Source organism: Nitrosopumilus sp. S4 (assembly GCF_054515835.1).
On the sequence record NZ_CM137258.1, the window covers coordinates 651,837 to 675,816 of the forward strand.

At 33.7% G+C, this 23,980-nt stretch carries 29 protein-coding genes; 18 read left to right on the forward strand and 11 right to left on the reverse strand.

All coding sequences use genetic code 11. The features are described from left to right. Window positions 1–11 precede the first annotated feature (11 nt). Window positions 12–632 carry a cupredoxin domain-containing protein gene (locus tag ACX119_RS03540; protein WP_459351755.1) on the reverse strand — a complete coding sequence of 207 codons (621 nt, stop codon included), beginning with the start codon at window positions 630–632 and terminating at the stop codon, window positions 12–14. Between the two features lie 316 nt (window positions 633–948). Further along, window positions 949–1,329 carry a hypothetical protein gene (locus tag ACX119_RS03545; RefSeq protein WP_459351756.1) on the reverse strand — a complete coding sequence of 127 codons (381 nt, stop codon included), beginning with the start codon at window positions 1,327–1,329 and terminating at the stop codon, window positions 949–951. 76 nt (window positions 1,330–1,405) lie between these two features. Between ACX119_RS03545 and ACX119_RS03550 the strand changes: the two genes are divergently transcribed. Next, window positions 1,406–1,612 carry a hypothetical protein gene (locus ACX119_RS03550; protein ID WP_008299161.1) on the forward strand — a complete coding sequence of 69 codons (207 nt, stop codon included), beginning with the start codon at window positions 1,406–1,408 and terminating at the stop codon, window positions 1,610–1,612. Window position 1,613: 1 nt separating this feature from the next. On the opposite strand, the gene ACX119_RS03555 is transcribed toward ACX119_RS03550, so the two are convergent. Next, on the reverse strand, window positions 1,614–2,777 hold the full coding sequence (locus tag ACX119_RS03555) for a citrate synthase (protein ID WP_459351757.1): 1,164 nt from the start codon (window positions 2,775–2,777) through the stop codon (window positions 1,614–1,616). A gap of 119 nt (window positions 2,778–2,896) precedes the next feature. Between ACX119_RS03555 and ACX119_RS03560 the strand changes: the two genes are divergently transcribed. The 4 genes from ACX119_RS03560 (at window position 2,897) to ACX119_RS03575 (ending at window position 5,954) form a co-directional block, all read left to right on the forward strand. Then, window positions 2,897–3,091, forward strand: coding sequence for a hypothetical protein (locus ACX119_RS03560; RefSeq protein WP_459351758.1), 195 nt, complete (start codon window positions 2,897–2,899; stop codon window positions 3,089–3,091). A gap of 45 nt (window positions 3,092–3,136) precedes the next feature. Beyond that, window positions 3,137–4,258 (forward strand): DHHA1 domain-containing protein, encoded by a 1,122-nt coding sequence (locus ACX119_RS03565; protein WP_459351759.1) that lies wholly within the window; start codon window positions 3,137–3,139, stop codon window positions 4,256–4,258. Between the two features lie 103 nt (window positions 4,259–4,361). Beyond that, window positions 4,362–5,474 carry a DUF3179 domain-containing protein gene (locus ACX119_RS03570; protein ID WP_459351760.1) on the forward strand — a complete coding sequence of 371 codons (1,113 nt, stop codon included), beginning with the start codon at window positions 4,362–4,364 and terminating at the stop codon, window positions 5,472–5,474. Next, window positions 5,475–5,954, forward strand: a complete 480-nt coding sequence (locus ACX119_RS03575; RefSeq protein WP_459351761.1) for a hypothetical protein — start codon at window positions 5,475–5,477, stop codon at window positions 5,952–5,954. It abuts the gene before it with no gap. On the opposite strand, the gene ACX119_RS03580 is transcribed toward ACX119_RS03575, so the two are convergent. The 4 genes from ACX119_RS03580 to ACX119_RS03595 form a co-directional block, all read right to left on the reverse strand. Continuing rightward, window positions 5,951–6,319 (reverse strand): PPOX class F420-dependent oxidoreductase, encoded by a 369-nt coding sequence (locus ACX119_RS03580; RefSeq protein ID WP_459351762.1) that lies wholly within the window; start codon window positions 6,317–6,319, stop codon window positions 5,951–5,953. The two genes, ACX119_RS03575 and ACX119_RS03580, sit on opposite strands and share 4 nt — an antisense overlap. Before the next feature lie 31 nt (window positions 6,320–6,350). Next, window positions 6,351–7,181, reverse strand: a complete 831-nt coding sequence (locus ACX119_RS03585; RefSeq protein ID WP_459351763.1) for a PEFG-CTERM sorting domain-containing protein — start codon at window positions 7,179–7,181, stop codon at window positions 6,351–6,353. 79 nt (window positions 7,182–7,260) lie between these two features. After that, a complete protein-coding gene (locus ACX119_RS03590) occupies window positions 7,261–7,713 on the reverse strand; it encodes a RidA family protein (RefSeq protein ID WP_459351764.1) in 453 nt (150 codons plus the stop codon). A gap of 167 nt (window positions 7,714–7,880) precedes the next feature. Beyond that, window positions 7,881–8,480 (reverse strand): hypothetical protein, encoded by a 600-nt coding sequence (locus tag ACX119_RS03595; RefSeq protein ID WP_459351765.1) that lies wholly within the window; start codon window positions 8,478–8,480, stop codon window positions 7,881–7,883. A 267-nt stretch (window positions 8,481–8,747) separates the two neighbouring features. Here ACX119_RS03595 and ACX119_RS03600 point away from each other — a divergent pair, with 267 nt between their 5' ends. Next, window positions 8,748–8,888: a hypothetical protein gene (locus tag ACX119_RS03600; RefSeq protein WP_459351766.1), complete on the forward strand. Its 141-nt coding sequence runs from the start codon at window positions 8,748–8,750 to the stop codon at window positions 8,886–8,888. A 19-nt stretch (window positions 8,889–8,907) separates the two neighbouring features. On the opposite strand, the gene ACX119_RS03605 is transcribed toward ACX119_RS03600, so the two are convergent. Beyond that, the gene (locus ACX119_RS03605) at window positions 8,908–10,068 is read right to left on the reverse strand and encodes a TrmB family transcriptional regulator (RefSeq protein ID WP_459351767.1); all 1,161 of its coding nucleotides are present in this window, start codon (window positions 10,066–10,068) and stop codon (window positions 8,908–8,910) included. A gap of 159 nt (window positions 10,069–10,227) precedes the next feature. Here ACX119_RS03605 and ACX119_RS03610 point away from each other — a divergent pair, with 159 nt between their 5' ends. The 6 genes from ACX119_RS03610 (at window position 10,228) to ACX119_RS03635 (ending at window position 17,437) form a co-directional block, all read left to right on the forward strand. After that, complete coding sequence (locus ACX119_RS03610; protein ID WP_459351768.1) at window positions 10,228–10,773, forward strand: hypothetical protein; 546 nt, start codon at window positions 10,228–10,230, stop codon at window positions 10,771–10,773. A 14-nt stretch (window positions 10,774–10,787) separates the two neighbouring features. Next, window positions 10,788–11,273, forward strand: coding sequence for a hypothetical protein (locus ACX119_RS03615; protein WP_459351769.1), 486 nt, complete (start codon window positions 10,788–10,790; stop codon window positions 11,271–11,273). A 9-nt stretch (window positions 11,274–11,282) separates the two neighbouring features. Then, a complete protein-coding gene (locus ACX119_RS03620; RefSeq protein WP_459351770.1) occupies window positions 11,283–12,476 on the forward strand; it encodes an AAA family ATPase in 1,194 nt (397 codons plus the stop codon). A 125-nt stretch (window positions 12,477–12,601) separates the two neighbouring features. Then, entirely contained in the window at window positions 12,602–13,699 is a 1,098-nt protein-coding gene (gene carA, locus ACX119_RS03625) for a glutamine-hydrolyzing carbamoyl-phosphate synthase small subunit (protein ID WP_459351993.1), read from the forward strand. 4 nt (window positions 13,700–13,703) lie between these two features. Next, a complete protein-coding gene (gene carB / locus ACX119_RS03630; protein WP_459351771.1) occupies window positions 13,704–16,946 on the forward strand; it encodes a carbamoyl-phosphate synthase (glutamine-hydrolyzing) large subunit in 3,243 nt (1,080 codons plus the stop codon). Window positions 16,947–16,984: 38 nt separating this feature from the next. Further along, window positions 16,985–17,437, forward strand: coding sequence for a hypothetical protein (locus tag ACX119_RS03635; protein ID WP_459351772.1), 453 nt, complete (start codon window positions 16,985–16,987; stop codon window positions 17,435–17,437). Here the strand turns inward: ACX119_RS03635 and ACX119_RS03640 are convergent. Further along, entirely contained in the window at window positions 17,434–18,183 is a 750-nt protein-coding gene (locus tag ACX119_RS03640; protein WP_459351773.1) for a metallophosphoesterase, read from the reverse strand. The genes ACX119_RS03635 and ACX119_RS03640 overlap by 4 nt on opposite strands. Before the next feature lie 34 nt (window positions 18,184–18,217). On the opposite strand from ACX119_RS03640, the gene ACX119_RS03645 reads away from it, so the two are divergent. Next, entirely contained in the window at window positions 18,218–18,520 is a 303-nt protein-coding gene (locus ACX119_RS03645) for a hypothetical protein (protein ID WP_459351774.1), read from the forward strand. 45 nt (window positions 18,521–18,565) lie between these two features. Further along, window positions 18,566–18,817 carry a hypothetical protein gene (locus tag ACX119_RS03650; protein WP_459351775.1) on the forward strand — a complete coding sequence of 84 codons (252 nt, stop codon included), beginning with the start codon at window positions 18,566–18,568 and terminating at the stop codon, window positions 18,815–18,817. Between the two features lie 3 nt (window positions 18,818–18,820). On the opposite strand, the gene ACX119_RS03655 is transcribed toward ACX119_RS03650, so the two are convergent. Continuing rightward, a complete protein-coding gene (locus tag ACX119_RS03655) occupies window positions 18,821–19,117 on the reverse strand; it encodes a hypothetical protein (RefSeq protein ID WP_459351776.1) in 297 nt (98 codons plus the stop codon). Between the two features lie 88 nt (window positions 19,118–19,205). Between ACX119_RS03655 and ACX119_RS03660 the strand changes: the two genes are divergently transcribed. From ACX119_RS03660 to lsrF, 3 genes are read left to right on the forward strand one after another with little or no spacing between them, the layout of a single operon-like run. Next, on the forward strand, window positions 19,206–19,499 hold the full coding sequence (locus ACX119_RS03660; RefSeq protein WP_297592721.1) for a V-type ATP synthase subunit F: 294 nt from the start codon (window positions 19,206–19,208) through the stop codon (window positions 19,497–19,499). Between the two features lie 41 nt (window positions 19,500–19,540). Next, window positions 19,541–20,569 (forward strand): zinc-dependent dehydrogenase, encoded by a 1,029-nt coding sequence (locus ACX119_RS03665; RefSeq protein WP_459351777.1) that lies wholly within the window; start codon window positions 19,541–19,543, stop codon window positions 20,567–20,569. A 45-nt stretch (window positions 20,570–20,614) separates the two neighbouring features. Further along, on the forward strand, window positions 20,615–21,652 hold the full coding sequence (lsrF, locus tag ACX119_RS03670) for a 3-hydroxy-5-phosphonooxypentane-2,4-dione thiolase (RefSeq protein ID WP_459351778.1): 1,038 nt from the start codon (window positions 20,615–20,617) through the stop codon (window positions 21,650–21,652). Window positions 21,653–21,661: 9 nt separating this feature from the next. On the opposite strand, the gene ACX119_RS03675 is transcribed toward lsrF, so the two are convergent. Next, complete coding sequence (locus ACX119_RS03675; RefSeq protein ID WP_459351779.1) at window positions 21,662–22,060, reverse strand: YybH family protein; 399 nt, start codon at window positions 22,058–22,060, stop codon at window positions 21,662–21,664. 222 nt (window positions 22,061–22,282) lie between these two features. Between ACX119_RS03675 and ilvB the strand changes: the two genes are divergently transcribed. Beyond that, window positions 22,283–23,980 carry a biosynthetic-type acetolactate synthase large subunit gene (gene ilvB, locus ACX119_RS03680; RefSeq protein WP_459351780.1) on the forward strand — a complete coding sequence of 566 codons (1,698 nt, stop codon included), beginning with the start codon at window positions 22,283–22,285 and terminating at the stop codon, window positions 23,978–23,980.

The following is a 23,980-nucleotide window of genomic DNA, read 5'->3' on the forward strand; positions in this document are numbered from 1 at the left end:
AAAAATTTGGATTAGTTCACTGTTACACTACCGACCATCCAAGGATGTACCATGCAAAAGTAATCGTAGCTTCCTGCCTTATCAAAAGTAAATGCATAGTTTGCATTTGCCATGACTAGACTGCTATCAAATACACCTGATGGACCATCTGCTGGACTACCGCCAGTTACTGTGTGTGCAGCTGTGTCAACGTTAACCCATTCTACTGTGTCTCCAGCTTTAATTGTAATATCTGCTGGTGCATAGCATGCGTTAGTCTCTTCACAACCTGGAACTGAGGTACCTACTGGAATGTCAACTTTGTGTGTTTCAGGACCTGAAACCATTTCTTTAGTTTCTTCGATAATTACTTCACCAAAATCTTCAACTACATCAGCAACATCTTCGGCAACATCTTCTACCTCTTCTTTTACTTCATCCATTGCTTGTTTAGGAGCATCTTTGACTTTTGCTGCTATGTCTGCAAATGGATCAGCTTGAGCTTTAGGTTCTGTAGTATCTTGCATTACCTTTGGAGCTGTTGTAGCGGCTGGTGGTGAATAATCCACAGAATCTCCAACAAATGCAAATCCTGCGCCGATAGCTGTAATTGCAATAGTGAATGCAATTGCAGCTCTGTCTATACCTGCCATAATGATCCAACTGATTTCTCAATGCTAAATAAACCTAATCGTTATTTTCACGAAAATTTTGAAAAAATGTTATTTGTATAAATCACATTTATTCAAGAATTCATCTTACACTCATTTATCTCATTAATTTCATAAATTATTACAAAAATTTTATAAAATAATTGTAAATTTCACATGATCGCTTTAATTGGGTATTGAGGGTTGTCAATGAAAGTAAACAACTCTTTGTTTTATCAAACCCATGTGTAAGAAATTCATACATCGTAGATGAGCTGTCACCAAGTAACTCCCGTTTTTGGTCTTAAGCTCATTTACATTATTTTTCAATTTTTGCCAAGTTATCATTTTCTTCAATCAAATCAAATTCTACTTTTAATTTTCTTTGATTAATTAATTGATTGATGAAAAATGTTCTTTTTTCAATAAATTCATCTTTATTTTTTAATTTTGAAGATAAATGATCAAAGATTTTTTTATCATCGCATTTTATTTGGATAGTATCTTCATTTTTGATAATGAATACTCCTATCCCCCAAAATAATCCAACATGTAATGCAATGTATTTTGATTGTACATTTGAAATTTTATCTCTGTAAATATCTACGTGTTCTCTTTTTTGCTCAACAATTGATTCATTTGTTTGAATTACCCATGAAATATTTTTTGCATCGCCATTATAGTAAAAAAGATGCTTCAATTGTCAACCAAAAAGGGGTTTTTTGTCTATATATTTTGAATACCCCACTTATGATCATAGATTGAAAGGTGAACATATGCTTGAATCACACGCCTTCTTTTCAAAAATGGTAGATGAATTAGTTGAATTCTCTGAGTATGATCCAGAACTAGCAGATGGAATTAAATGGTTAGATGATCAGGCACAGAAAAAAGGTATCACATTTTATGATATGGTCTTTGAAGTACTCTACAAACATGATGTAAACTCTAAAGCAAAAGAGTGGCTAAGTACAAGAAACTAAATTATTTTCTCAAGTCTAGAGTTTTGTATTCACAACCTTCAGGGCCGCAATATTTTCCAACATAGACTGCTTTTGGTCTATACAGTGCAGGCTTTGGTGCTGCTTCTGCAAATTTCTCTTCTATGATATGTGCTGCCCATCCTACAACTCTTGATATTGCAAAGATTGGTGTGTTAAGATCAACTGGAATTTTAAGCATGTAATATAGTGAAGCACTATACAAATCCACATTTGGGTAAATGTCCTTTCCTTTCTGTTTTTTCATCTCTTCAATTGTAGTAGTTTCAACTTTTTCTGTGATGGAATACCATGGTTCTTTAGTTTTCTCTGCAAGTTTTCTTGATAATTCTTTTAGTACTTGTGCACGAGGGTCGTATGTTCTGTAAACTGCATGACCCATTCCCATAATTCTTTCACCTTTTGTCATTTTATCTTTAATCCAACCTTCAACTTTCTCAATTGAGCCTATCTCTAAGAGCATCTTCATTACTTCGGTATTTGCTCCTCCATGAAGTTCTCCACTTAAGGCACCAATAGCTGCACTTGATGCTGAAAACATATGTGCTCTAGTTGATGCAACTTGTCTTGCAGTAAATGTTGATGCATTAAATGTATGATCTGCATGAAGGATTAAACAAACATCAAATATTTTTTCAACTTCTGGATCTGGTCTTTCACCTGACATCATATAAAGAAAATTGGCTGCATGGCTAAGTGTGGGGTCGGGATCTACTATTTCTAAACCGTCTCTAATTCTTTGCCAACTTGCAATAATTGTTGGAACTTTTGCAATCAAACTAATTGCTTTGTCATAACTTGCATCTTTGTTTGAAAACTCCTCATCATAATATCCTGCAAGTGCTGCAACAAATGCTTGAAGCATATCCATAGGATCTGCATCTTTTCTCCAATTTCCCATGTTTTTTTGCATTTGTTTTGGAATGAATCGTGCATCTACGAGTTTTGCATTAAATTCATCTAATTGTTGTTTAGTTGGAAGGCTATCATAAAGTAGTAGATATGCTGTTTCTTCAAATGTAGAATTTTCTGTAAGATCTAAAATATCATAACCACGGTAAATCAGCTTGCCTTTCTCACCATCAATATGGGAAATTTTGGTATCTGCAACTTCAATTCCTCTAAGCCCAATATTCTTAGTTTCCATACTGAGCCTACAATGAAATCTTCTATTATATATTCCCAAGAATTGTGTCTGTGAAGTTTAGCAATTAGTCTAATCTGCCAACTTTGGGTCATAAAAGAGAATTTTTAATCTTAAATTAAATGACTCCACTTGAGCGAAAACACTTGCAAAAATTGGATGAATTAATTCTAAATTCTTCCCCTGAAGAACTAGAAAAAATTCAAGAAATAGACCATCAGACTCAATTAGAGGGCGTCTCATTTTATGACGTATATGTAGATTCAAGCTCTTTAGTTAATCCTAGCATCAAAAAATCAAAAAATGAATCAAAATAAGCCATTCTTCATTTAAATGAGGGAATATAATTTTTTTAAATCGTATTGGCATTAAGTAAAACTAAAAAGTCTTCATCTAAAAAATCCCCAAAAAAGACTAGCAAAAAAACTAAGAGTTCTCAAAAAACTTCAAAGAAGGCAAGTACTGCTAAAGTTTCAAAAAAATCTTCAACCAAAAAATTAACTACTAAACGTACCAAAGTGATTTGCATTTCCCACAAGGAAGATGCTGATGGAATTAGTTCTGCAGCTTTGATAAGACAAGCTTTTGGTGGTGATTCTATTCTTGTTGATTATCCTGGACAAATGGAGGCATTACAACAAGTTGTATCTGATGAAAAATTAAAATCGTTATACATTTGTGATTTGGGATTAAGCAAAAAGACTCAAGATGAATTCATTGACATCATGACTACTTTGAGGAAAAATAAAGTCAGTGTCACCTATATTGATCATCATGATATTGATCCAAATGTTGTAAAATCATTACAGAAAATCAAAGTAAAAGTGATTCATAATATCAATGAGTGTTCTGCAGTTTTAGTTTACAATGCGTTTAAATCCAAATTAAATGATCATGCAACTTTTGTTGCAACCTGTGCTGCAATCACTGATTATATGGAAGACAGACCAATAGGTTCTAAATTATTGCAAATCTATGATAGACAATTTGCTCTAATTAGTGCAACTGTACTTACTTACAATATTGTTGGACATCAAAAAGAGCCAGATTATTTGCTGTATTTAGTTGAAGAATTAGCAGAATCTAAATTCCCACATGAAATCCCAAATACCTTTGAGTTTGCACAAATCCAAGTTGAAAAACTATCTCAGATGATTGCCAAAGTCAAAAAAGGAATGAAAACCATGAAAAATCTTGGGTATATGGAAATTTTAGATGCAGGTGCTAGTGGTGCAGTTAATTTTGTAATGGGATTGTCTGGAAAGAATGTTGGTGTTGCATACAAGGAAAGAGTTGATCATGGCATCTATGCTGTCTCTGTAAGAGGTTCCAAAGATTGCCAAGTCCATCTAGGAAAAATTGTTAATCTTTTGGCAACTGAACTTGGGGGTTCTGGTGGTGGACATGACAAAGCATGTGGTGCAGTTATTCCAAAACCGAAAATTAAAAAATTCATTACCGAACTAAACAAAAAAATAAAATAGTTATTGCAAATATCTTGGGATTTTTTTATTAAAAGGATTTATCCAAATCTCGACTTGATTTGGTATAATTTTTTAATATTCAATTTCCCTAGTTTATTCAAAATTGAATCCCAAATTTTTTGTACCTGTAGTAGCAGGTGGAGTAATAATAGTTATTGTACTTCTTATTCAATTTGAACAAAAAGAAATTTCTGAAACAAATTCATCTGAGTTGATTGAAAATAATTTCAACAAACCTCTTCAAATAATGGAGACTAATGGAGTTAAGCACATCATCCCCCTTGATAAAATAAAATCTGGCGGTCCCCCAAAAGATGGCATTCCTTCAATAGACCATCCTGTTTTTGTTGATGTGAAAAATTCTTTCTTTATGTCTGATTCAGATACTGTAATTGGTTTGAGTATTAATGGTCAAACCAAAGCATATCCTCTCTTCATTCTTGTATGGCACGAAATAGTAAATGATAACATTGGTGGAATTCCCGTAGCTGTAACATACTGTCCCCTTTGTTATACTAATCAGGTATTTGAGAGAAAAATTAATGGACAAGAAGTAGAATTTGGGACTTCAGGAAAATTATACAATAGTAATTTGTTAATGTATGATAGACTAACTGAGTCTTATTGGAGCCAAGCATTAGGTACTGCAGTAAAAGGAGATCTAACTGGTTATCAATTGAATTTAATTCCATTTGATGTGATGACTTGGGGTGATTGGAAAACACTTTACCCAAATACTTTGGTGTTAACTACTGATACAGGACACATCAGATCTTATGCAACTGATCCTTATGGGAATTATTACACTGAACCACGCATAATGTTCCCAGTCGAACATAGAGATGATAGAGTTCATCCAAAAGAAATTATTGTTGGACTGGAAATTGATGATGTCTATAAAGCATACAAGCAAAAAGATATTGAATACAACATACTGATTAATGATTCAATTAATGAAGTTCCCTTGGTGCTTTGGTCTTTGTACGCAGAAAATTCTAGAGTATATGAGAGAATAATTGATGGTGTTGTACTTGATTTTGAATATGTTGATGACAAAATCATTGATCAACAAACACAATCTGAATGGAATTATGATGGAATGGGTGTGTCTGGAGAACATTTTGGAAAACAACTAAAGAGAATCCCTATTGAACCTGGATTTTGGTTTGAATGGGTTGCATTTCATCCTAACACTCTCGTTTATGGTGATTACTAGTTGAAACCAATTCTAAAAGCAACACTTGTTGGATTAATTACCATTCTTCTGTATCTTTTGGTGGTTGTGATAACGACTCCTGCCTTGGAGCCAATTTATTCAATTAATGCTGCCTTTGAGTTAAATTCGATTATAATTTTCGGAATGGGGCTTGGAATTGGTTTGCAGATATTCTTATCTGAAAAAAGTAAATTACTAGGATGTAAACTTGATGTAAAAAACAAAACATTTGGCGGAAATTCTGGAAGTACTGCTGCAACATCCTTTTTTTCATTCTTTTCTCTTGTTCCGCTTGGTTGTTGTGGTTGGTGGCTGTATGCGCTTTCTTTACTTCCAAGTGTTGTTGGAACTGGAATTTCCGCTATGTTGATTGAGTATAGTCAGGTTCTGGCTTATTTTGGATTGGCAATAGTTTTTGCCTTTACTGGATTAACAGCTTACAAACTAAAAAAAGAAAAACAATTACAAAAAATCACTTAATCGATTTTAATAGAGAATGCAAAAAAATCTCCTTTACTTTTACTGAGAAATTTTGCAATTTTTGCCATAAACCCATACTTTTTGTCTCTCCATTTTACGGCCTCTTTAGTTTCTTCATCATTTAGAATTGTAGCAATTCCTGAAACTTGTTCTCCTGTAACTTTTCCTTTAATTGTACAAGTTGCAATTTTTACTTGATTATTGTTTTTTAGCCGTTTTACTTTGCCTGTTTGACTTCTTGTGACTACATAGATTAAGTTGTTTTTTACTACAAACCATACAGGAGTATTTACTGGTTGATTGTTTTTTCTATATGTCTCAAGCGAGATATATTTCTGAGATTTTATTTCATCTAAATATGTCATAATAATTCTAAGTGTTTCCTACAGTAAATTTCTAGTATTTTGGTAAAATACTAAGTTTTGATTTTGCTGAAAATACGATGACTGCAAATACTGATACTACTAAAACCAGTGATGCTATAACTCCGAATTCTGGAATTACTACTCCGTCTTTAATTTCAACATTTATTGTCTTTTTGTACTCTGATGCTGCTCCTTGGTTTGCAGTAATTGTGTACATTCCATCTTCCATCCATAATGGACCTCCTGTCTTAATATCTACATTGAAGTTTCCTTGTGGTCCTGGTGAGATTTGGTTAATTGTGATGATATTTCCTGAAGGTGATTTCACTACTAGTGTTACATCTGAACCTCTAACACTGGTGTTTCCTGTAATTTTGATAACATCTGATCCATTGATTGCATCAGCTGAAATTGTTAATCCACTTGCTGGTGTTGCAGGTTGACTAGGTGCTTCTCCGCCAATAATTGATTCATTGCTTTGTGGGGCATTTGGATTTCTAGGGATTTTTTCTGCAGTTACTGTAAATTGTGTTGTTGCAGTTTTTTCCGTATCTTTATGACTTGCAGATACTGTGTATGTTCCTGCCATGAAACTTGGAATTGTTGGTTTTATCAATTCTCTAAATTTACCTTCATCTCCAATAGATACTGGAATTTTGTAAATTACTTTGCCATTTGGGTCTGTTACTGTAACTGTTACTGGTAAGTAATCAGTTACTCCTGAAATTGTTCCAATAACAAAAACTGAATCTAATGATTTGATGTTTTCAGATGATACTCCAACTTCAATTGAGGGTTCTGCAAATGCTGCAGTAGACACAAATGAAATTGCAATTAATACCATTAAGATAGTCTTAGACACTATTTTTCTTAATTTCTTTTTGTATATTAACTATGTTTTTGAACCAGTCGTAATCCCATTCCTTTTCTATATTGCTAGATTATGCTACTTCGATTATTGCGTCTATCTCTGTCATGGAATTTAGGGGCAAATTAGCTACTCCAAGTGCAATTCTTGAGTGCTTTCCCTTGTCTCCAAATAACTCAAAAAACAAATCCGAAGCCGCATTGATTACTTTAGGATGCTGTGAGAATTCAGGCGTAGAATTTACAAATCCTGACAATCTAACTACTTTTGAAACATTATCCAGACTTCCCAACTCTCTTTTGATTTGAGCTAAAATGTTAATGGCACACATCTTTGCAGATTTTTGTGCAGTCTCTATGTTTTCTTCTGAAACTTTGCCTGTAAAGATTACTTTGCCATCTTGCATCGGAATCTGTCCTGAGATAAAGAGCAAATTCCCAGTTCTAATTGCAGGAATATACGAACCTGCAGGTGTGGGTGGATTTGGTAGTGTAATTCCAAGTGATTCAAGTTTTTCTTCAATCAAGATTATGATGCTTTATTTTAGTCTGATTTTAGTATTTACAAATCATATAAAATGAATTATCAAATAAAAAATTAACAGAAGATCTTGTATATTAGAAAAATTTGTAATTATTTGTCACTAGAGGCATTTTATGATGAGGATCTAGTAAATGTCACTAGTGGCAATTTTTAGATTTTCAGATATCCTTCTTTTGGAATCCTACTGCTAAAGTCTCTTTGTAACAAAATTCTCTCTTGTGTTTTTCTACCTTCAAGTAATCTGTGATTAATCTCATCCATAAACTCATTAATTTGCTTGAAGCATTTAGATAATTCTTTTTTTAATTCACTATCATCGCTGTTTTCTTTAGTCCATAGAATTGATGATGCTATCTCAAACATACTAGTCATGCTAGCTAACAATGACTCATATTCGGATTTTGTATACTTACTAAATTTGTATGAAGTAAGATCAACTGATATGTCTAAAAATATTTTTTTGCTCTCTAAATTTCTTATTGATGAATTTATTCTAGATTCAAAGGTAAAAATTGCATTGTTAATAAATCCAATATGGTCTTCAACTGAATAATGATAGTATTTTTCATAGTATGCGTCATTTTTGTAACCATATTTCTTTATGTGACCAAGTAACTCCATTTTTTTTAAAATTTCTTTAAGTTTAGTTCTGTTGAATCTTTTTTTATTATTTAGACAAGTTTTCCACAAATCTCCAAAATAGTTTTTCTCATCATTCATGCATTCTAGAATATAATTAATTGAGATCATTTGCATGGGCTCTATTTTAATTGGAATTATTTATTGGTGGTGAACCTAAAATTTTGTCTTGTTAGGCGCCTGTGACTGGTTTTAGATTAGGAAAACTGAGTATTTTGTACAAGTTTCTTACCTGCTAATGTAATGAATACTGTGTTGATAATTTGATTTAGTTCAAAATGCTATACCATGATGAAGAATTAGATGAGGAAGAATTGAAAAAATGTTTTGATAAATTCGACTCTAAAACAATTGAAATGATAAAGTTGGAATATGAACATGACTAATACAGAAATTATTGCAAGCAAGGTATCAAAGTTCATTGCACAAAATCTTCGAGGTAATACTCCCTTTCAGAATACTGCTGAATTTATTGCATATATTGCCTACAAAGAGTCACAAAAAAAGATTGAAAAATAATTTCTATCTATTTTAAATTCTAACTTTTACTAATTTTGATATGAACCCGTTCGCCTTTTGATGAGTTATTTTGATAAGCTGTTCTTGTCTTGTAGCCTTGTTTTTGAAGACATCCATCTAAAATTGAAACCCATGGAAGTGAGTGTCCACTGTTTATCTTTGATTCTACTGTGATGTTTTTTGTATTTGCCTCAAAATTGACATGCCCTGAACATGTAATTTGCATAATGGCATCTATTATCTCAATAATATCGTCAAGTGATTTTGATTTTAATGAAATCCCATTTTTCTCTAATAGCTTAAACAAATCATTTTCTGATTTTTTTGAAATCATAGACGAGTTGAGAATGTATGGCAACCCCAAATCGTTTACAGTTTTAATAATTTTGAAAATTTCCTGGGCTTCAGCTTTTGTCATATCAGCTAATGCCTTTGTTTTAATGGCGTTCTTCCAAATTGTTGTGAATATTTTTTCTTGGTTTGCACCTAGAATATCAGTTGATGAGAAGATTGCTCCTTTACCGTTGTCATTATTGACCATTAGCAACTCTGCCTCATCAAAAATAAAACAATTCTGTGTGATCTCCGATGATCGAATTTCAACACCATCTGGAATAATTCTGTATGCTTCTGAACATATCTGTGATGGTGATACCAGTACTTTGACTTCAAGATTCCTGCGAAGAACTGATAATAATTGATCTTTACATTCTGCTAGTAATCCAAACCCCCATTGATCTGCCATAATTTTGATTGAAGTTTTTGAACCTTCAATCATTGTTTGTAGCTGTGCTAAGACATTATTTGCTCCGACATGAAAGTATCTCTTCTCTTCAGACCCTCTAGTTTTTCTGCTCTCCTCACTTGCCTTCTTTAGGTTTGATACTAGAGAGTTCATTGCATTAACTTTGTTGATTTGTTCATGGATTATTCCGTCAAATGCGTCTTCTGGAGCAATTGCTGTACACATTATTGGCTTGCTCTTTGAAATGATTGCCAGTTTTTTATTTTCTAATTTTAATAACGTTGGATAGATTTTTGTTCTAGGAATCTCAGAATAATATGCTAATTCACTAGCAGAAATAGTTCCTTTGGAAATTAGTGCTACATATGCTTGTGCTTCATACTTGCTCAAGCCAAATTCTTCCAAACTAACCGTTAAAACATGCTCATTGACCATGCATTTACTTGAATTGTTATTAGGTAAAATTGAGAGCTAAATTCCTTTACACAAATACTCAAAAAAAATCAAAATTGTATCTGTAGATGGGTGTAACTGTGGTTACTAAATTACTTGAGACAATGACCTCAAATACAAAATCTAAAAGCCAGTGTTGGTATGTTGGTTAATTACAATTCATTGGAGATTGAAAACATCTCTCACTCTGTAACACTAGTTCCACGATTAGATTATTCTCTAAATCTATTATATCAAAACCTTGAAATCTTAAAGGAAAAACGACAAGAAGAAAAGAAACAAAATCAAATCTTACTCGATGATTTTGATATTAACGATAAAACACATATCAAATCATTAGAACAGGAACAAACCATTCTATTTTGCCTAGAGGCTCTCTTACAAATCAAAAAACGAGTAAGTAGAATATCTGGTGTTAATACCCTTCCTGAGGTATTGCCTTCACTAATACCTGTGATTCGAACTGTTAGCGCTAAATTATATGATATTTTTCCAAACTGTAGCCAAAAACTATCTGAACTATCTGTACATTTGGGTAGTATTGTTTTAGATTCTGCTGCCCTTACAAAGGCAAGATTTGATTTTAGTCACTCAAATGAGGAATCTGCAATTTTTCTTGATGAAGTAAAATTGATTGTAGACTCTAAATTAAGAAAGCAGTACCCTAATCTTGATTTTTCAAAATAATGCAATACTTGACTTTGCTTAACTCTAAACGTGATTTTACAAAGGATATTGAGCGTATACGAGCAATTTCAACTAAAATTGACAAAAAATTATCTGAGATAAAATCCCCTGACGATAAAACCATTGATAGTTTATCCTTTGAAGAATTACAGGATTTAGATAAAATTGTGGGTATTGCTGATTTTCTTTTATGCAAATATTCTGATAAAAAAGAAATGCGCTCAATTCTCAAGCATTTTCTATCAATAATTTCAGAGGCATCCACTTCGATATCTGATTTTGATGATGAAATTTCTGAACTAATCCTATCAGCTGAAGACTCTATTAACAAAGTAAAAGATATGCATACTACCATCTCTGATAAATCTGATTTCAAAAGGAATTATCAAAATGGACCTGAATATGATGAGCAAGAAACAAGTGCAATTAATTTAACCAATTTTGCGACAGAGATTAACACTGTAGGATACCAACAAAATAATCGAGGACATACTGCGTAGGTAATTGAGATGAGTTTAGCCCCACAAGAATTAGAAAATACAGCCAGCAAATATGCTTCTGAGGCAATAAAATTTGATTCTCAAGGTGCCCGTGGAATGGCAATTACACACTATCAGCATGCAATAGATGCTCTGGTAAAATTATTGCAACTATACCCAACAAGTAAACTAAATCAGATATACAAAGAGCGTTGTAACTCTTATCATAATAGAATTAATGCTTTACAGCAGGCTCACGGCGTAGAACCGGCAGTTGATCCAAAAGCTACAGAAGAAGAACAAAAAGCATCAGTTCAGAGACAAGAAGATGAGAATGACTTTGAAGAACTTTTAATGAAAGAAAAACCAGATGTTACTTGGGATCAAGTAATTGGTTTGGATGAAGCAAAGAGTGCATTACGTGAATCTATTGTTTACCCTACTAAACGACCAGACCTTTTCCCACTGGGTTGGCCAAAAGGAATGCTACTTTATGGACCACCAGGTACTGGAAAAACAATGCTTGCAGCAGCCACTGCAAATGAAATGGATGGTTATTTCATTAATGTTGATGCCTCATCCATGATGAGCAAATGGTTAGGCGAAGCAGAAAAAAATGTATCAAAATTATTTTCAATGGCAAGACAATATGCTGAAAAAGAAGGAAAACCTGTTATCTTGTTTGTTGATGAAGTTGATTCTCTTCTCGGCTCTAGAAACAGTGAAGTCGGTGGAGAGGTTAGAACTAAAAATCAATTCTTAACTGAAATGGATGGTGTAAATGGAAAAGGAAAAGATTTGATGCTCTATGTAATTGGAGCAACAAACAAACCATGGAGTCTTGATTGGCCTTTCTTGAGAAGATTCCAAAAAAGAATCTATGTATCACTCCCAACACAAGAAGCCAGACAAAATCTGTTTGAGCAATATACTGAACCGCTAAGAAAAGATTTGAGAGTTAATCCTGCTGAATTAGCAAAATTATTTGATGGATACAGTGCAAGCGATATCAAAGATATTTGTCAAGCAGCACAAATCAAAACAGTACATGAAATTTTCAATGCCCCTGATTATCACGAACCGGTAGAGGGTGAAACTCCAGTCCAACCTAGAGAATTGACCACCTCTGATTTCAAAGATATTATGGCAAGAAGAAAACCAAGTGTTTCATTAGAGATGATTCGTGCATATCATAAATGGAGCGAAGAGTTCCAAGCACTTTAAGAAACAATTCGCGATCAATATTTTTCATTTTTGATCCTCACAAAACTTAAATTCATATTAAATCGGACTTTACGAGGGTCACAATTACTACAAAGAAATCAAACCACGCAAAAAAGTTTGGAAAACTGATTTTTGATGATGGTACTGTTCTTGATGGTGAAGGTTTTGGTTATTCTACTACTGTTTTTGGTGAAATTGTATTTAATACTGGAATGGTGGGTTATACAGAAGCACTTACTGATCCATCATATAATGGTCAAATCCTTACTCTGACATATCCTCTTGTTGGAAATTATGGTGTTCCCGATCCATCAATAGTTGATCAGGATGGTATTCCTAAATTCTTTGAATCAGATAAAATACAAATTCGTGGATTAGTAGTTCATGAATTATCTCTAACTGCAAGTCATTGGAATCTATCAATGACTCTTGATGAGTGGATGTATAACGAAAAGATTCCTGGAATTTCAGGAATCGATACTAGAGAGATTACAAAGAAACTAAGATCAAGTGGTGTTATGATGGCCGCTCTTGTTGTATCTGACTCCGAAATTAATGTAGAGCAAGTCAAAAAGGAATTGTCCTCTGCAAAACACTATGATTCCGAGCAATTCATGGATATTGTATCTACTAAAGAAGAACGAGTTTATGGTGATGGTGAGAAACTAGTTGTTGTAGTTGATACTGGTGCTAAAAATGCAATATTGAGAAATGTTCGTGAATTAGGTTACAAAGCAATCTTACTTCCGTGGGACACTCCTTATGAAAAAATAATGTCTTACAAACCTCATGGCGTGGTGCTTAGTAGTGGTCCTGGTGATCCGCAAAAATGCCCAGACACAATTGATACAGCTAAAAAATTAATTGAAAATAATGTTCCTACTCTTGGAATTTGTTTAGGTGCACAAATAATTGGTATTGCAGGAAACACTGAAACTTACAAACTAAAGTATGGTCATCGTGGACAAAACAAACCTTGTGTTAATTTAGATAATAATCAAGTATATGTTACGAGTCAGAATCATGGTTATGGAATTAAACCTGAATCATTAGAAAAATCTGATTTTAAATTATGGTTTACAAATGCAGATGATAAAACAGTTGAAGGAATAAAGCACAAAAAACAAAAATGTGTTGCAGTACAGTTTCATCCAGAAGCTGCACCTGGTCCTTATGATTGTAAATTCATTTTTGAAGAATTAAAGCGACTTATGGAGAATTGAAAAATTGCCATTAAATGAATCGCTAAAGAAAATCATTGTACTGGGAAGTGGAGCAATTAAAATTGGTGAAGCTGGAGAATTTGATTACTCTGGAAGTCAATGCCTTAAAGCAATTCGTGAAGATGGACTAAAAACTGTCTTAATCAATCCAAATATTGCTACCATTCAAACCGATACTAGATTTGCAGACCAAGTGTATCTTCTTCCTGTAAATCCAGAATATGTTGAATCTATTATTGAAAAAGAAAGGCCAGATGGAATAATGCTCGCATACGGTGGGCAAACTGCTCTTAACTGTGGCGTAAAACTCGATGAAGCTGGAATTTTGAAAAAATATGGGGTTAAGGTTCTAGGTACACAGGTTCCTGGAATTCAGCGAACCGAAGATAGACAACTCTTCAAGGATTCTATGAAAGAATGCGATGTTCCCGTTCTGAGGAGTAAGACCGTTACAAACTTTGAGGATGCAAAAAAGGCTGCTGAAGAACTGAACTATCCCGTAATCGTGCGTGTTGCATACACACTGGGAGGTCGAGGAGGCGGGGTAGCCTACAATGAAATTGAACTTCATGAGATTGTTGAGCGTGGGTTTAAAGCTAGTTTAGTTGGCCAAGTCTTAATTGAGGAATACATTGGACATTGGAAGCAAATCGAATATGAAGTAATGCAAGATTATGATGGAAATAATGTGATTGTATGCAATATGGAAAATGTTCTTTCTATGAAAGCTCACACTGGTGATAACATTGTGGTTGCACCATCCCAAACAATTGATAACCATGAATACCATATGTTGCGTTCTGCTGCACTACGAGCTACAAAACATGTGGGTATTGTTGGTGAGTGCAATATTCAATATGCACTTGATCCTGAATCTGCTAGATATGTTGCAATCGAAATAAATCCTAGATTATCACGTTCATCTGCCCTCGCAAGTAAAGCAACTGGTTATCCTCTTGCTTACATGTCTGCAAAGATTGGATTAGGATATAACTTATCAGAACTTGTTAACAGAATTACTAAAAGTACAACTGCGTGCTTTGAACCATCACTTGATTATATTGTTTGTAAACACCCTAGGTGGGATTTTGAAAAGTTTGAACTTGTAAACCGAAGATTGGGACCAACAATGAAATCTGTTGGTGAAGTTATGGCAGTTGGCAGGTCTTTTGAGGAATCTCTTCAAAAGGCTATTCGTATGTTAGATATTGGAAATGATGGACTGGTCTTAAACCGTGTTACTGAAAAGAAATACAATGAAGAAGAAATAGAATACAAATTATCTCATCAAGATGATCATATTTTGTATAATGTTGCAATTGCATTAAAGATGGGAATATCTGTTGAGAGAATTTACAAACTATCTAGCATTGATCCTTGGTTTATTGAAAAAATAAAAAACATTGTAAACATTGAATCAAAACTAAAAGAATCCAAACTTGACACTTCGCTTTTATGGGAATCCAAAAAAATGGGATTTTCCGACAAACAAATTGCAAAGGCCAAGACCAAATCTCCTGATGAAATACGTGATTTACGCAAGAAATTAGGCGTAATTCCATCAGTAAAACAAATTGATACTCTAGCTGCTGAATGGCCTGCAGTCACAAATTACCTCTATCTAACTTATGGTGGGTATTCTAATGACATTGAAGTTCCAAAAGATGAAAAAGGAGTTATTGTACTAGGGGCAGGACCTTATCGAATAGGAAGCAGTGTGGAATTTGATTGGGGAACTGTAAACATGGTTTGGGGGCTACAAGAAAATGGTGAAAAAAATGTCTCAGTAGTTAATTGTAATCCTGAAACAGTTTCTACAGATTATGATATTTGTACAAGATTATACTTTGAAGAGTTAACTCAAGAGAGAATCTTAGATATTGTAGAGTTTGAAACCCCTAAAGGAATTATTACATGTGTGGGTGGTCAGACTGCAAACAATCTGACCTTAGGTCTTGCACAACATGGTGTAAATATTATGGGTACAAGTGCACAGGATGTTGATAGAGCTGAAGATCGTTCAAAGTTTAGTGCAGAACTTGATAAACTTCACATTCAACAACCAAAATGGCAAGCATTCTCAAATCTTAATGAAGCAAAACTATTTGCACAAGATGTTGGGTTTCCTGTAATAGTAAGACCCTCATATGTTTTGTCTGGTGCTGCAATGAAAGTAGTCTGGTCTCAAGATGAACTTAAAACATATGTTAAAGAAGCCACTGATGTTTCACCGGATCACCCCGTTGTAATTTCAAAGTTTATGTTAAATTCATTGGAAGTTGATGTTGATGGAATAAGTAATGGTAAAGAAGTTGTAATTGGTGCAATCGTTGAACACATTGATAGTGCCGGTGTTCACTCTGGTGATGCAATGATGTGCATTCCTCCTTGGCGTCTTAGTAACAAAATAATTGAAACCATCAATGAATATACAAAAAAGATTGCATTAACATTTAATGTGATAGGTCCATTTAATCTACAATTTTTGGTCCATGATGATCATGTCTATGTAATTGAGCTAAACATTAGAGCATCACGTTCTATGCCGTTTGTTTCAAAACTTGTTAAATTGAATCTGATTTCTCTTGCTGCCAAGGCTATTCTGAATAAACCCCTGCCTAAGATTCCCGAAAATAAATGGCAAAAAATTACTAATTTTGGAATCAAGGTTCCACAATTTTCTTTTATGCAGTTAGAAGGTGCCGATATTGCATTAGGTGTTGAGATGCAATCAACTGGTGAGGCTGCTTGCTTTGGAAACAGTTTCTATGATGCTTTATCCAAAGGATTGACTTCTGTTGGTTATAATCTCCCAGAGACTGGAACTGCCCTTGTTACTGTAGGTGGTGCTGAAAATAAAGCAAAACTAGTATCATCAATTGCAAAATTGAAAAATCTTGGGTTTAAAATTTTAGCAACAGAGCATACGGCAGAATTTTTTGAAGAAAAAATTGGACAAATCCAAATTGTTCATAAAATTTCGGAGCCGGGCAGAAAACCCAATATTGCTGATTTGTTGTATGAGCGAAAAATTGATTTTATTATAAATATTCCAAGCACATCCACTTTGGAAAAATATGTTGGAATGCTAGATGATGAATATCAGATTAGAAGAAAATCTTTGGAGCTAGGAATCCCTGTCTTGACAACACTGGAATTGGCTGATTCATTTGTTAAAACTCTGGAATGGCTAAAAACTAACAAAACTACCAAGGATCCTATAGAGCCATATGATAAATTAGAATAATTTTAAAAAACATAAAGACTTCTATCCTCAATAAAAATATGGCAAAAAAATTCTCCGATGATGAACTTGATGAGGTTCTAAGTAGAATTGAAAAATTTGATAACGATGGAATTAGATTTGTATATCTGAAAAATAATGTCAAGAAGAATTTTGTAAAAATAAAAATCCCTGAATTCAAATTAAAAGATATTTTGGTTTTTCTTGATGAAAATGGTCTAGTGCAACGAATTCCTTTTGATGACAAACCTGGATTTCACGATTTAACCCTCTATAGAATTTCTGAGAAAGGACGCTCCTTACTTGAAAAATTTACAAGAACTCCTAGTGATGATTGGAACCAAAACACATACCCTGCAAATGTTTCTTGCAGTAATTGTGGCTATTCCTATGAAATTCAAGTTGTTTATTCTGATACTGTAAAAGTATGGTCAAAATCACAAAGATGTCCTAACTGTGCTCATAAAGGTACCTTTGTTACAAAAACAAATTAGATTACATTTTCCATCATTGATTCATTTCCAATAATTGATCCATCTAATGTGATTATTTTTGCAGATGATGATGTTTTGATTCTGTCTATGATTGGCGAAATGGATTTTTTGTATTTTTTTCTATGTGTAGCATAAAAATACTTGTTAAATGATGGAATAATTGTAATTTCTAATTCTCCAGATTTATTTGGAAATATTTTCTCTTTTTCAGTTTTTATAGTAAGCCATACTCTTTGACCATTCATTACAGAGTCTTCCTGAAAAAATACAGGATGCAAATGACCCATTATGATTTTATCAACATGAGAAAAATTCTCTGAAGGCATTGTATGACCATGTGTTAACAAAATATTCTCTTCTACCATTCCCGTGGAGCTAATCATGGAAATATTATCTGGAACTAATCTTTGAATATTGGCATCATGATTTCCTGGAATTAGTACTACATCGCATTTTTTGCTAATCTCTTTGAAAAACATTGGAACTTCATCCCATTCATTTCTTGAAATATTTTTTACACTTGATTTTACATCTCCTAGTAAAATTATAGAATCTGGTTTTTCATCATCGATTATTTCTGAAATCTCATTGATTGTTTCTTTAATTGTAGAGTTTTTACCAATGAAAATTTCATTTGATGCCATACTACTCTCAAATCCAATATGGATGTCTGTGATGACTAGATTCTTTTTTTCCCCCTCCAAAATTAATGCGGGCTTTGATGGTATGATTCTTGAGTGCAACATCAAAGTTATACTAAAGATATCTGATTAAATCCTTATGAACAAAGATTCTGATAGATTAGAATCTATAGTATCTGAAAAGCGTGTAAAAATCCATACTTTTGAGCCTAGTCAACGAAAAATTTGGACAGTAGTTGGTAGAGGGGAAGAGCACTGGATTGATCCTGATAATGATTTTTGTTCATGCCCTGGATTCTATTTTGGAGTAATTAATGGGAAAAAAACTTGCTATCATTTAGAATCTGCAAAGCTAGCAGAGAGTCAAAATCAAACTGAGGAAATTATTTTCTCTGATGAAGAGTTTTCTGATTTTATTTCGGGATTAATTTCTGATTTGTAGTAAATTATTCGAATGTATTAATAACTAGAAACAATATCAAAAATTATGGATGATGAGCAACAAAATTCTGAAATAGAAAAAATTGCAAATCTTATGGTCCATGATAATATCTCCCCTGATGAACAGGATGCTGAAAAACTAGAAAAATACAAAAATCTAATCAAAGAAGATTGTAATGTAGATGATGAGGACGCAATGAAGCTAGTCTACGAAACTTTGTTGTTTAGAAAATTAAAAAGTTCTGATTCTGGTGATCTATTAGACAAAGGAACCGAATTTGGTGCTGGGTTTAGTTAGTTCTTAAAGTTGAACTGTGTCAATATCGTCTTTTGAAACACCTTTCCAAAGTCCGATCATTCCTTCTGGTTCAACTTGTTCAACTTTTGTAATTTGTTGAATTTTTATATGATCTGGATTTGGCGGCATCCATAGCATTGCCATATAATCTCCGACATTTCCTACTTTGCTAGGTAATGCCATGATGATTTTTTCACTAGAAAATCCATTTGAAGTTAGTGCATTTGTTGCCTTTTCTTTTAGATCCATTCTTCCATGAAGAAATAGATAGATATCTTTCTGAGTGTCAATTTCTGCCATAAATTCACTGATTTTTTTGAGTAAATCAATCTTTCTTGCTAAATACCTGCCAAAAAGGGTTAAATTAGAATGTAGGAAATTTTTAACTGTGAAAATCTTCACTGTTGGCAGCAAATCCTTTGTAACTAGTTTTCAATTAGCTGGAGTTCCAGGTGTAATTTCTGAAACTCCACAAAAAGCCCTTGATGAAATTCGAAAATTAACTGATGATTCTGATGTTGGCTTGGTTTTGGTTAGTGATGATATTACAGAATCCATTAATGATGAATTGACAGAACTTAGAGCAGAAAAATCCACTCTGGTTTTTGCACTACCTGCTACTGGAAGTGAAAAAACTGAAGTTGATTATAGATTAATGCTCAAGAAGATTCTTGGCGTCTGATTGCTTTAATCTACTTATAATCAATAATTTATTGTCATTCCATGAAAACAGCGTTTGTTAAAGAGCCATCAAAAATTTCAATTGATGAAACAGAAAAACCTGTTTTAGAGTCTGGTGATATTTTAGTTCAAATGCAAGCTTGTGGTATTTGTGGTTCTGATTTAGAAAAAGTGTTTGGACAATATGGGCAACCATCAATGCGATTAGGACATGAGCCTGCAGGTGTTGTACTAGAGGTTGGTTCTGATGTCACTGAATTCAAAAAAGGTGATAGAGTATTTACTCATCATCATGTTCCATGTTATGATTGTCATTTTTGTAAACATGGGAATGAAACTATGTGTAAGAAATATTATGAAACAAATCTTTCTCCTTGCGGATTATCCGAAGAATATGTAGTTCCGGCATGGAATGTCTCTCATGGTGGAGTTTTAAAAATTTCAGACTCGTTAAGTTTTCAAGAAGCTGCAATGATTGAACCATTGGCATGCTGTGTTCGTGCTTGGACAAAATTTTCTTACCAACCAAATGACACCATTGCTATTTTTGGTGTAGGTCCAACAGGTATGATGCATGTAATGTTGGCACATGCAAAGAAATTTTCAAAAATATTCTGTTTGGATGTTAACGAGTTTAGGCTTAATTTTACTAAAAAATTCAATATTACTGATTCTATTAATTCAAAAGATGATTCGAGAAAACAAAAGATACTAGAACAAACAGATGGTCGAGGAGTCGATGTGGCTATCGTTGCAACTAGTAGTCTTAAAGCCTTAGATGACGCTATTGATATTGTTAGAAAAGGTGGAGCAATTATGATGTTTGGTGTTCCATCAAAAGGCGCAACATTAGAACTTGATATGAGCAAAATTTATTCAAAAGAAATAACACTTGTAACAAGCTATGCTGCTTCAGATCAAGACACAAAATCAGCACTGGAACTAATTGAGAGTTCTCAGATAGATGTAAAACAACTAATCACTCATACTTACAATATTGTAGATTCACAAAAAGCATTTGATCATGCACGCACAGGTGATAATGCAATGAAAATAATTATCACAAAATAAAAAGGCTTAAGAAAGGTATTTCTATTCTTTCAAAATCGAAGAGATATGGAATGGGGATTAGAAAATAGACTTGCAAGTATCATAAAACCACAAAATAATCGAGCTTTAATGCTTGCAGTTGATCATGGATATTTTCTAGGTCCTACTGAAAAATTAGAAAATCCAAAAAAAGTAATCGGACCATTACTGAAACACTGTGATTCTTTGATGCTTACACGTGGTGTTCAAAGAACTAGTGTTCCTGCAACAACTAGTACTCCAATGGTTTTGAGAGTTTCTGGTGGTTCTAGTATTATTGGTGATGATTTGTCTCAAGAAGATATTACTGTGTCAATTCAAGATGCAATCCGACTTAATGCAAGTGCATTGGCAATGTCTATTTTTGTTGGCTCAAAATATGAGTATCAAACTATTGTTAATCTTGGAAAATTAGTAAACGAGGCTAACAAATATGGAATTCCGGTCTTAGCAGTTACTGCAGTTGGAAAAGAGTTAGGCAAAGATGCACGTTATCTTTCATTGGCTTGTAGAATTGCAGCTGAGCAGGGTGCACATATAGTCAAAACATACTACTGTGAAAATTTTGAAAAAGTTGTCCAATCATGCCCTGTCCCAATTATTGTTGCAGGTGGAAAGAAGATTCCTGAACGAGATGCATTACAATTAACGTATAATTCAATCAAAGGTGGAGCCGTCGGTGTTGATATGGGGCGAAACATTTGGCAATCAGAACATCCAGTTGCTATGATTAGAGCAGTACGTTCTATTGTCCATGGAAATATGGATGTCGATCAAGCTTTTAATTTATACAAAAAATTTGTTAATGAAGAATCCCAATTCAAATCTAAAAATAAGAATTTCAAAAACAAATCAAACAAACCACAAAACAAACCTAATCAAAACAAATCAAACAAACCACAAAACAAACCTAATCAAAACAAATCAAACAAACCACAAAACAAACCTAATCAAAACAAATCAAACAAACCACAAAACAAACCTAATCAAAACAAATCAAACAAACCACAAAACAAACCTAATCAAAACAAATCAAACAAACCACAAAACAAACCTAAAAACTAGAATTACTATCTAGATTTTTGATAGATGAATGTGTGCAATTTTCCATGTAGGTTGCTTCACTAAAACAAATGTTGCACGACCATTAATGATCATATGTTCACCTGTGTATGCTTTGTTATCTACTAGCATTCCTTTTTGAATTAATTCTAATGCAACAACTGCTGTGTCTCCAAAAACACTAATCTTTGGATTTTTAATCTCATAAGAATAATCAGATATGCTAACAAATCTTAATTCTTCTAGCTCAAGTGTAGTTTTGTAGTCTTTAAGATCATAAGGTGGCAAATCACTAAAACTCGAAAATTTTGAGTCATCCAGGTGTATGTCCTTTAGAACAGACAAATCCTTTGATATTCCTGCTTCAAAGAGTGTTTCAATAATTCTAATTATTTCTTCATTATCTGTCAAAACACTCGTTTCAAATATGAAAATTCTCAGTTTAAGTCTTATGAAAAAAATGACTAAAATCCCGATTATTTCTCTGATAATCTTTATTAATTATCAAATGGTTGCTTTTTTGATTTCAATGAGTACAATAATTACAGGACAACTTGACAAAGAATTGTTAGTTGATGTTCTGTTGTAAAGTGTGCTTAATTTTAACACATTAAAATTATGGCGATTGATTTGATGAATAAAATGGAAACTATGACAGGTGCAAAGGCTTTGATGACGGCTATGGAAAAAGAAGGCGTCAAACAAGTATTTGGTTTACCGGGAGGTGCAAATCTTCCAATGTATGATGAATTTGCCAGATGTGACATTAGACACATTTTGGTTAGACATGAGCAATCTGCAGCACATATGGCAGATGGTTTTGGTAGAGTAAGCCGAAAACCTGGTGTTTGTTTTGCAACTTCAGGTCCTGGTGCAACTAACATCTTGACTGGAATTGCAACTGCTCAAGCTGATTCAGCTCCTATGATCGCAGTAACTGGCCAAGTTCCAGTTGCAATGATTGGACGAGATGCTTTCCAAGAGAGTGATATTATTGGAATGGCAAATCCTGTTGTAAAATATGCATTTCAACCAAGGAGTGCCGAAGAAGTTCCAATGGCAGTTAGAAAAGGATTCTACATTGCAGAAACCGGAAGACCTGGACCCGTATTAATTGATGTTCCAAAAGATGTGCAACAAAATGAAGCACAGATGATATTTCCTGATGAATTTAAAATTCAAGGTTATCATCCATGGACTGATCCTGATATTGTTGCAGTTGAAAAAGCAATCGATATGTTACTTAATTCAGAAAAACCAATTATCTTAGCTGGTGGCGGTGCAATTATTTCATCAGCATTTGCAGAATTGCAAGCAATTGCTGAAACATTGATGCTTCCAGTAGTTACAACATTCAAAGGCAAGGGAGCATTCCCTGAAAATCATCCCTTGTCATTAGGACCAATTGGAATGCATGGACATGCAGAGGCAAATAAAATGATGGCCGAAGCTGATTGTGTTTTAGCCATTGGTACTAGATTCTCAGATAGGTCTGTTGGAACATTCGAAGCATTTGAGAAGAGATTAAAAATTATTCATATGGATGTAGACCCTGCTGAAATTGGTAAAAACCAAACAACGTCAGTTGCAGTAGTTGGTGATGTTAGAGCTTCACTTAGAATCATGGTCAAATTGCTTTTACAACGTGCAATAAAGAAAACAGAAGAAACTACATGGATAAAGCATGTAAAGGAAACTAAATCCTACTGGAAAGAAAACTTGAAACTCCATCCAGGAGAAATGGGTGCTGCAAAAATTTTAAGAAAACTCAGAGAATTATTACCAAAAGAATCTATTGTTACTACTGAAGTAGGACAACATCAAATGTGGGCATCGTTATTTTATGATGTAATTCAACCTGGAACTTTCTTTAGCTCCACTGGTCTTGGAACAATGGGTTGGGGATTTCCAGCTGCCATTGGTGCCAAAGTAGCTAAACCTGATGTTCCTGTTGTAGATATTGCAGGTGATGGAAGCTTTAGCATGACTGAAAATTCACTTGCAACTGCAGTTTTAGAAGATATTCCTGTGATTGTATTTCTCTTAAACAACTTTACATTGGGAATGGTAGCTCAATGGCAGAGAACCTTCTATGATAGAAGGATGATTGGAGTTGATCAAGGAAAATGTCCTGATTATGTTAAATTAGCTGAATCTTACGGAGCTCAAGGACTTAGAGCACAATCAATGGATGAGCTTGACAAAGCAATAAAGACTGCACTAAGTAGTGATGTTGCCACAGTAATTGATATTCCAATTGATCCTGAAGAAGACGTCTTGCCTTTTGTAGCTCCTGGAACTTCTCTATCGGATATGATATTACCATCATAG

Coding starts and splice junctions, on each gene's coding strand:
- ACX119_RS03635 (WP_459351772.1), top strand. CDS start 16,985: ATGGCAAAAAAATTCTCCGATGATGAACTTGATGAGGTTCTAAGTAGA.
- ACX119_RS03555 (WP_459351757.1), bottom strand. CDS start 2,777: ATGGAAACTAAGAATATTGGGCTTAGAGGAATTGAAGTTGCAGATACC.
- ACX119_RS03645 (WP_459351774.1), top strand. CDS start 18,218: ATGAACAAAGATTCTGATAGATTAGAATCTATAGTATCTGAAAAGCGT.
- ACX119_RS03595 (WP_459351765.1), bottom strand. CDS start 8,480: ATGATCTCAATTAATTATATTCTAGAATGCATGAATGATGAGAAAAAC.
- ACX119_RS03580 (WP_459351762.1), bottom strand. CDS start 6,319: ATGACATATTTAGATGAAATAAAATCTCAGAAATATATCTCGCTTGAG.
- ACX119_RS03655 (WP_459351776.1), bottom strand. CDS start 19,117: ATGGCAGAAATTGACACTCAGAAAGATATCTATCTATTTCTTCATGGA.
- ACX119_RS03665 (WP_459351777.1), top strand. CDS start 19,541: ATGAAAACAGCGTTTGTTAAAGAGCCATCAAAAATTTCAATTGATGAA.
- ACX119_RS03550 (WP_008299161.1), top strand. CDS start 1,406: ATGCTTGAATCACACGCCTTCTTTTCAAAAATGGTAGATGAATTAGTT.
- ACX119_RS03540 (WP_459351755.1), bottom strand. CDS start 632: ATGGCAGGTATAGACAGAGCTGCAATTGCATTCACTATTGCAATTACA.
- ACX119_RS03600 (WP_459351766.1), top strand. CDS start 8,748: ATGACTAATACAGAAATTATTGCAAGCAAGGTATCAAAGTTCATTGCA.
- ilvB (WP_459351780.1), top strand. CDS start 22,283: ATGAATAAAATGGAAACTATGACAGGTGCAAAGGCTTTGATGACGGCT.
- ACX119_RS03650 (WP_459351775.1), top strand. CDS start 18,566: ATGGATGATGAGCAACAAAATTCTGAAATAGAAAAAATTGCAAATCTT.
- ACX119_RS03620 (WP_459351770.1), top strand. CDS start 11,283: ATGAGTTTAGCCCCACAAGAATTAGAAAATACAGCCAGCAAATATGCT.
- ACX119_RS03560 (WP_459351758.1), top strand. CDS start 2,897: ATGACTCCACTTGAGCGAAAACACTTGCAAAAATTGGATGAATTAATT.
- ACX119_RS03610 (WP_459351768.1), top strand. CDS start 10,228: ATGTTGGTTAATTACAATTCATTGGAGATTGAAAACATCTCTCACTCT.
- ACX119_RS03640 (WP_459351773.1), bottom strand. CDS start 18,183: ATGTTGCACTCAAGAATCATACCATCAAAGCCCGCATTAATTTTGGAG.
- lsrF (WP_459351778.1), top strand. CDS start 20,615: ATGGAATGGGGATTAGAAAATAGACTTGCAAGTATCATAAAACCACAA.
- ACX119_RS03605 (WP_459351767.1), bottom strand. CDS start 10,068: ATGGTCAATGAGCATGTTTTAACGGTTAGTTTGGAAGAATTTGGCTTG.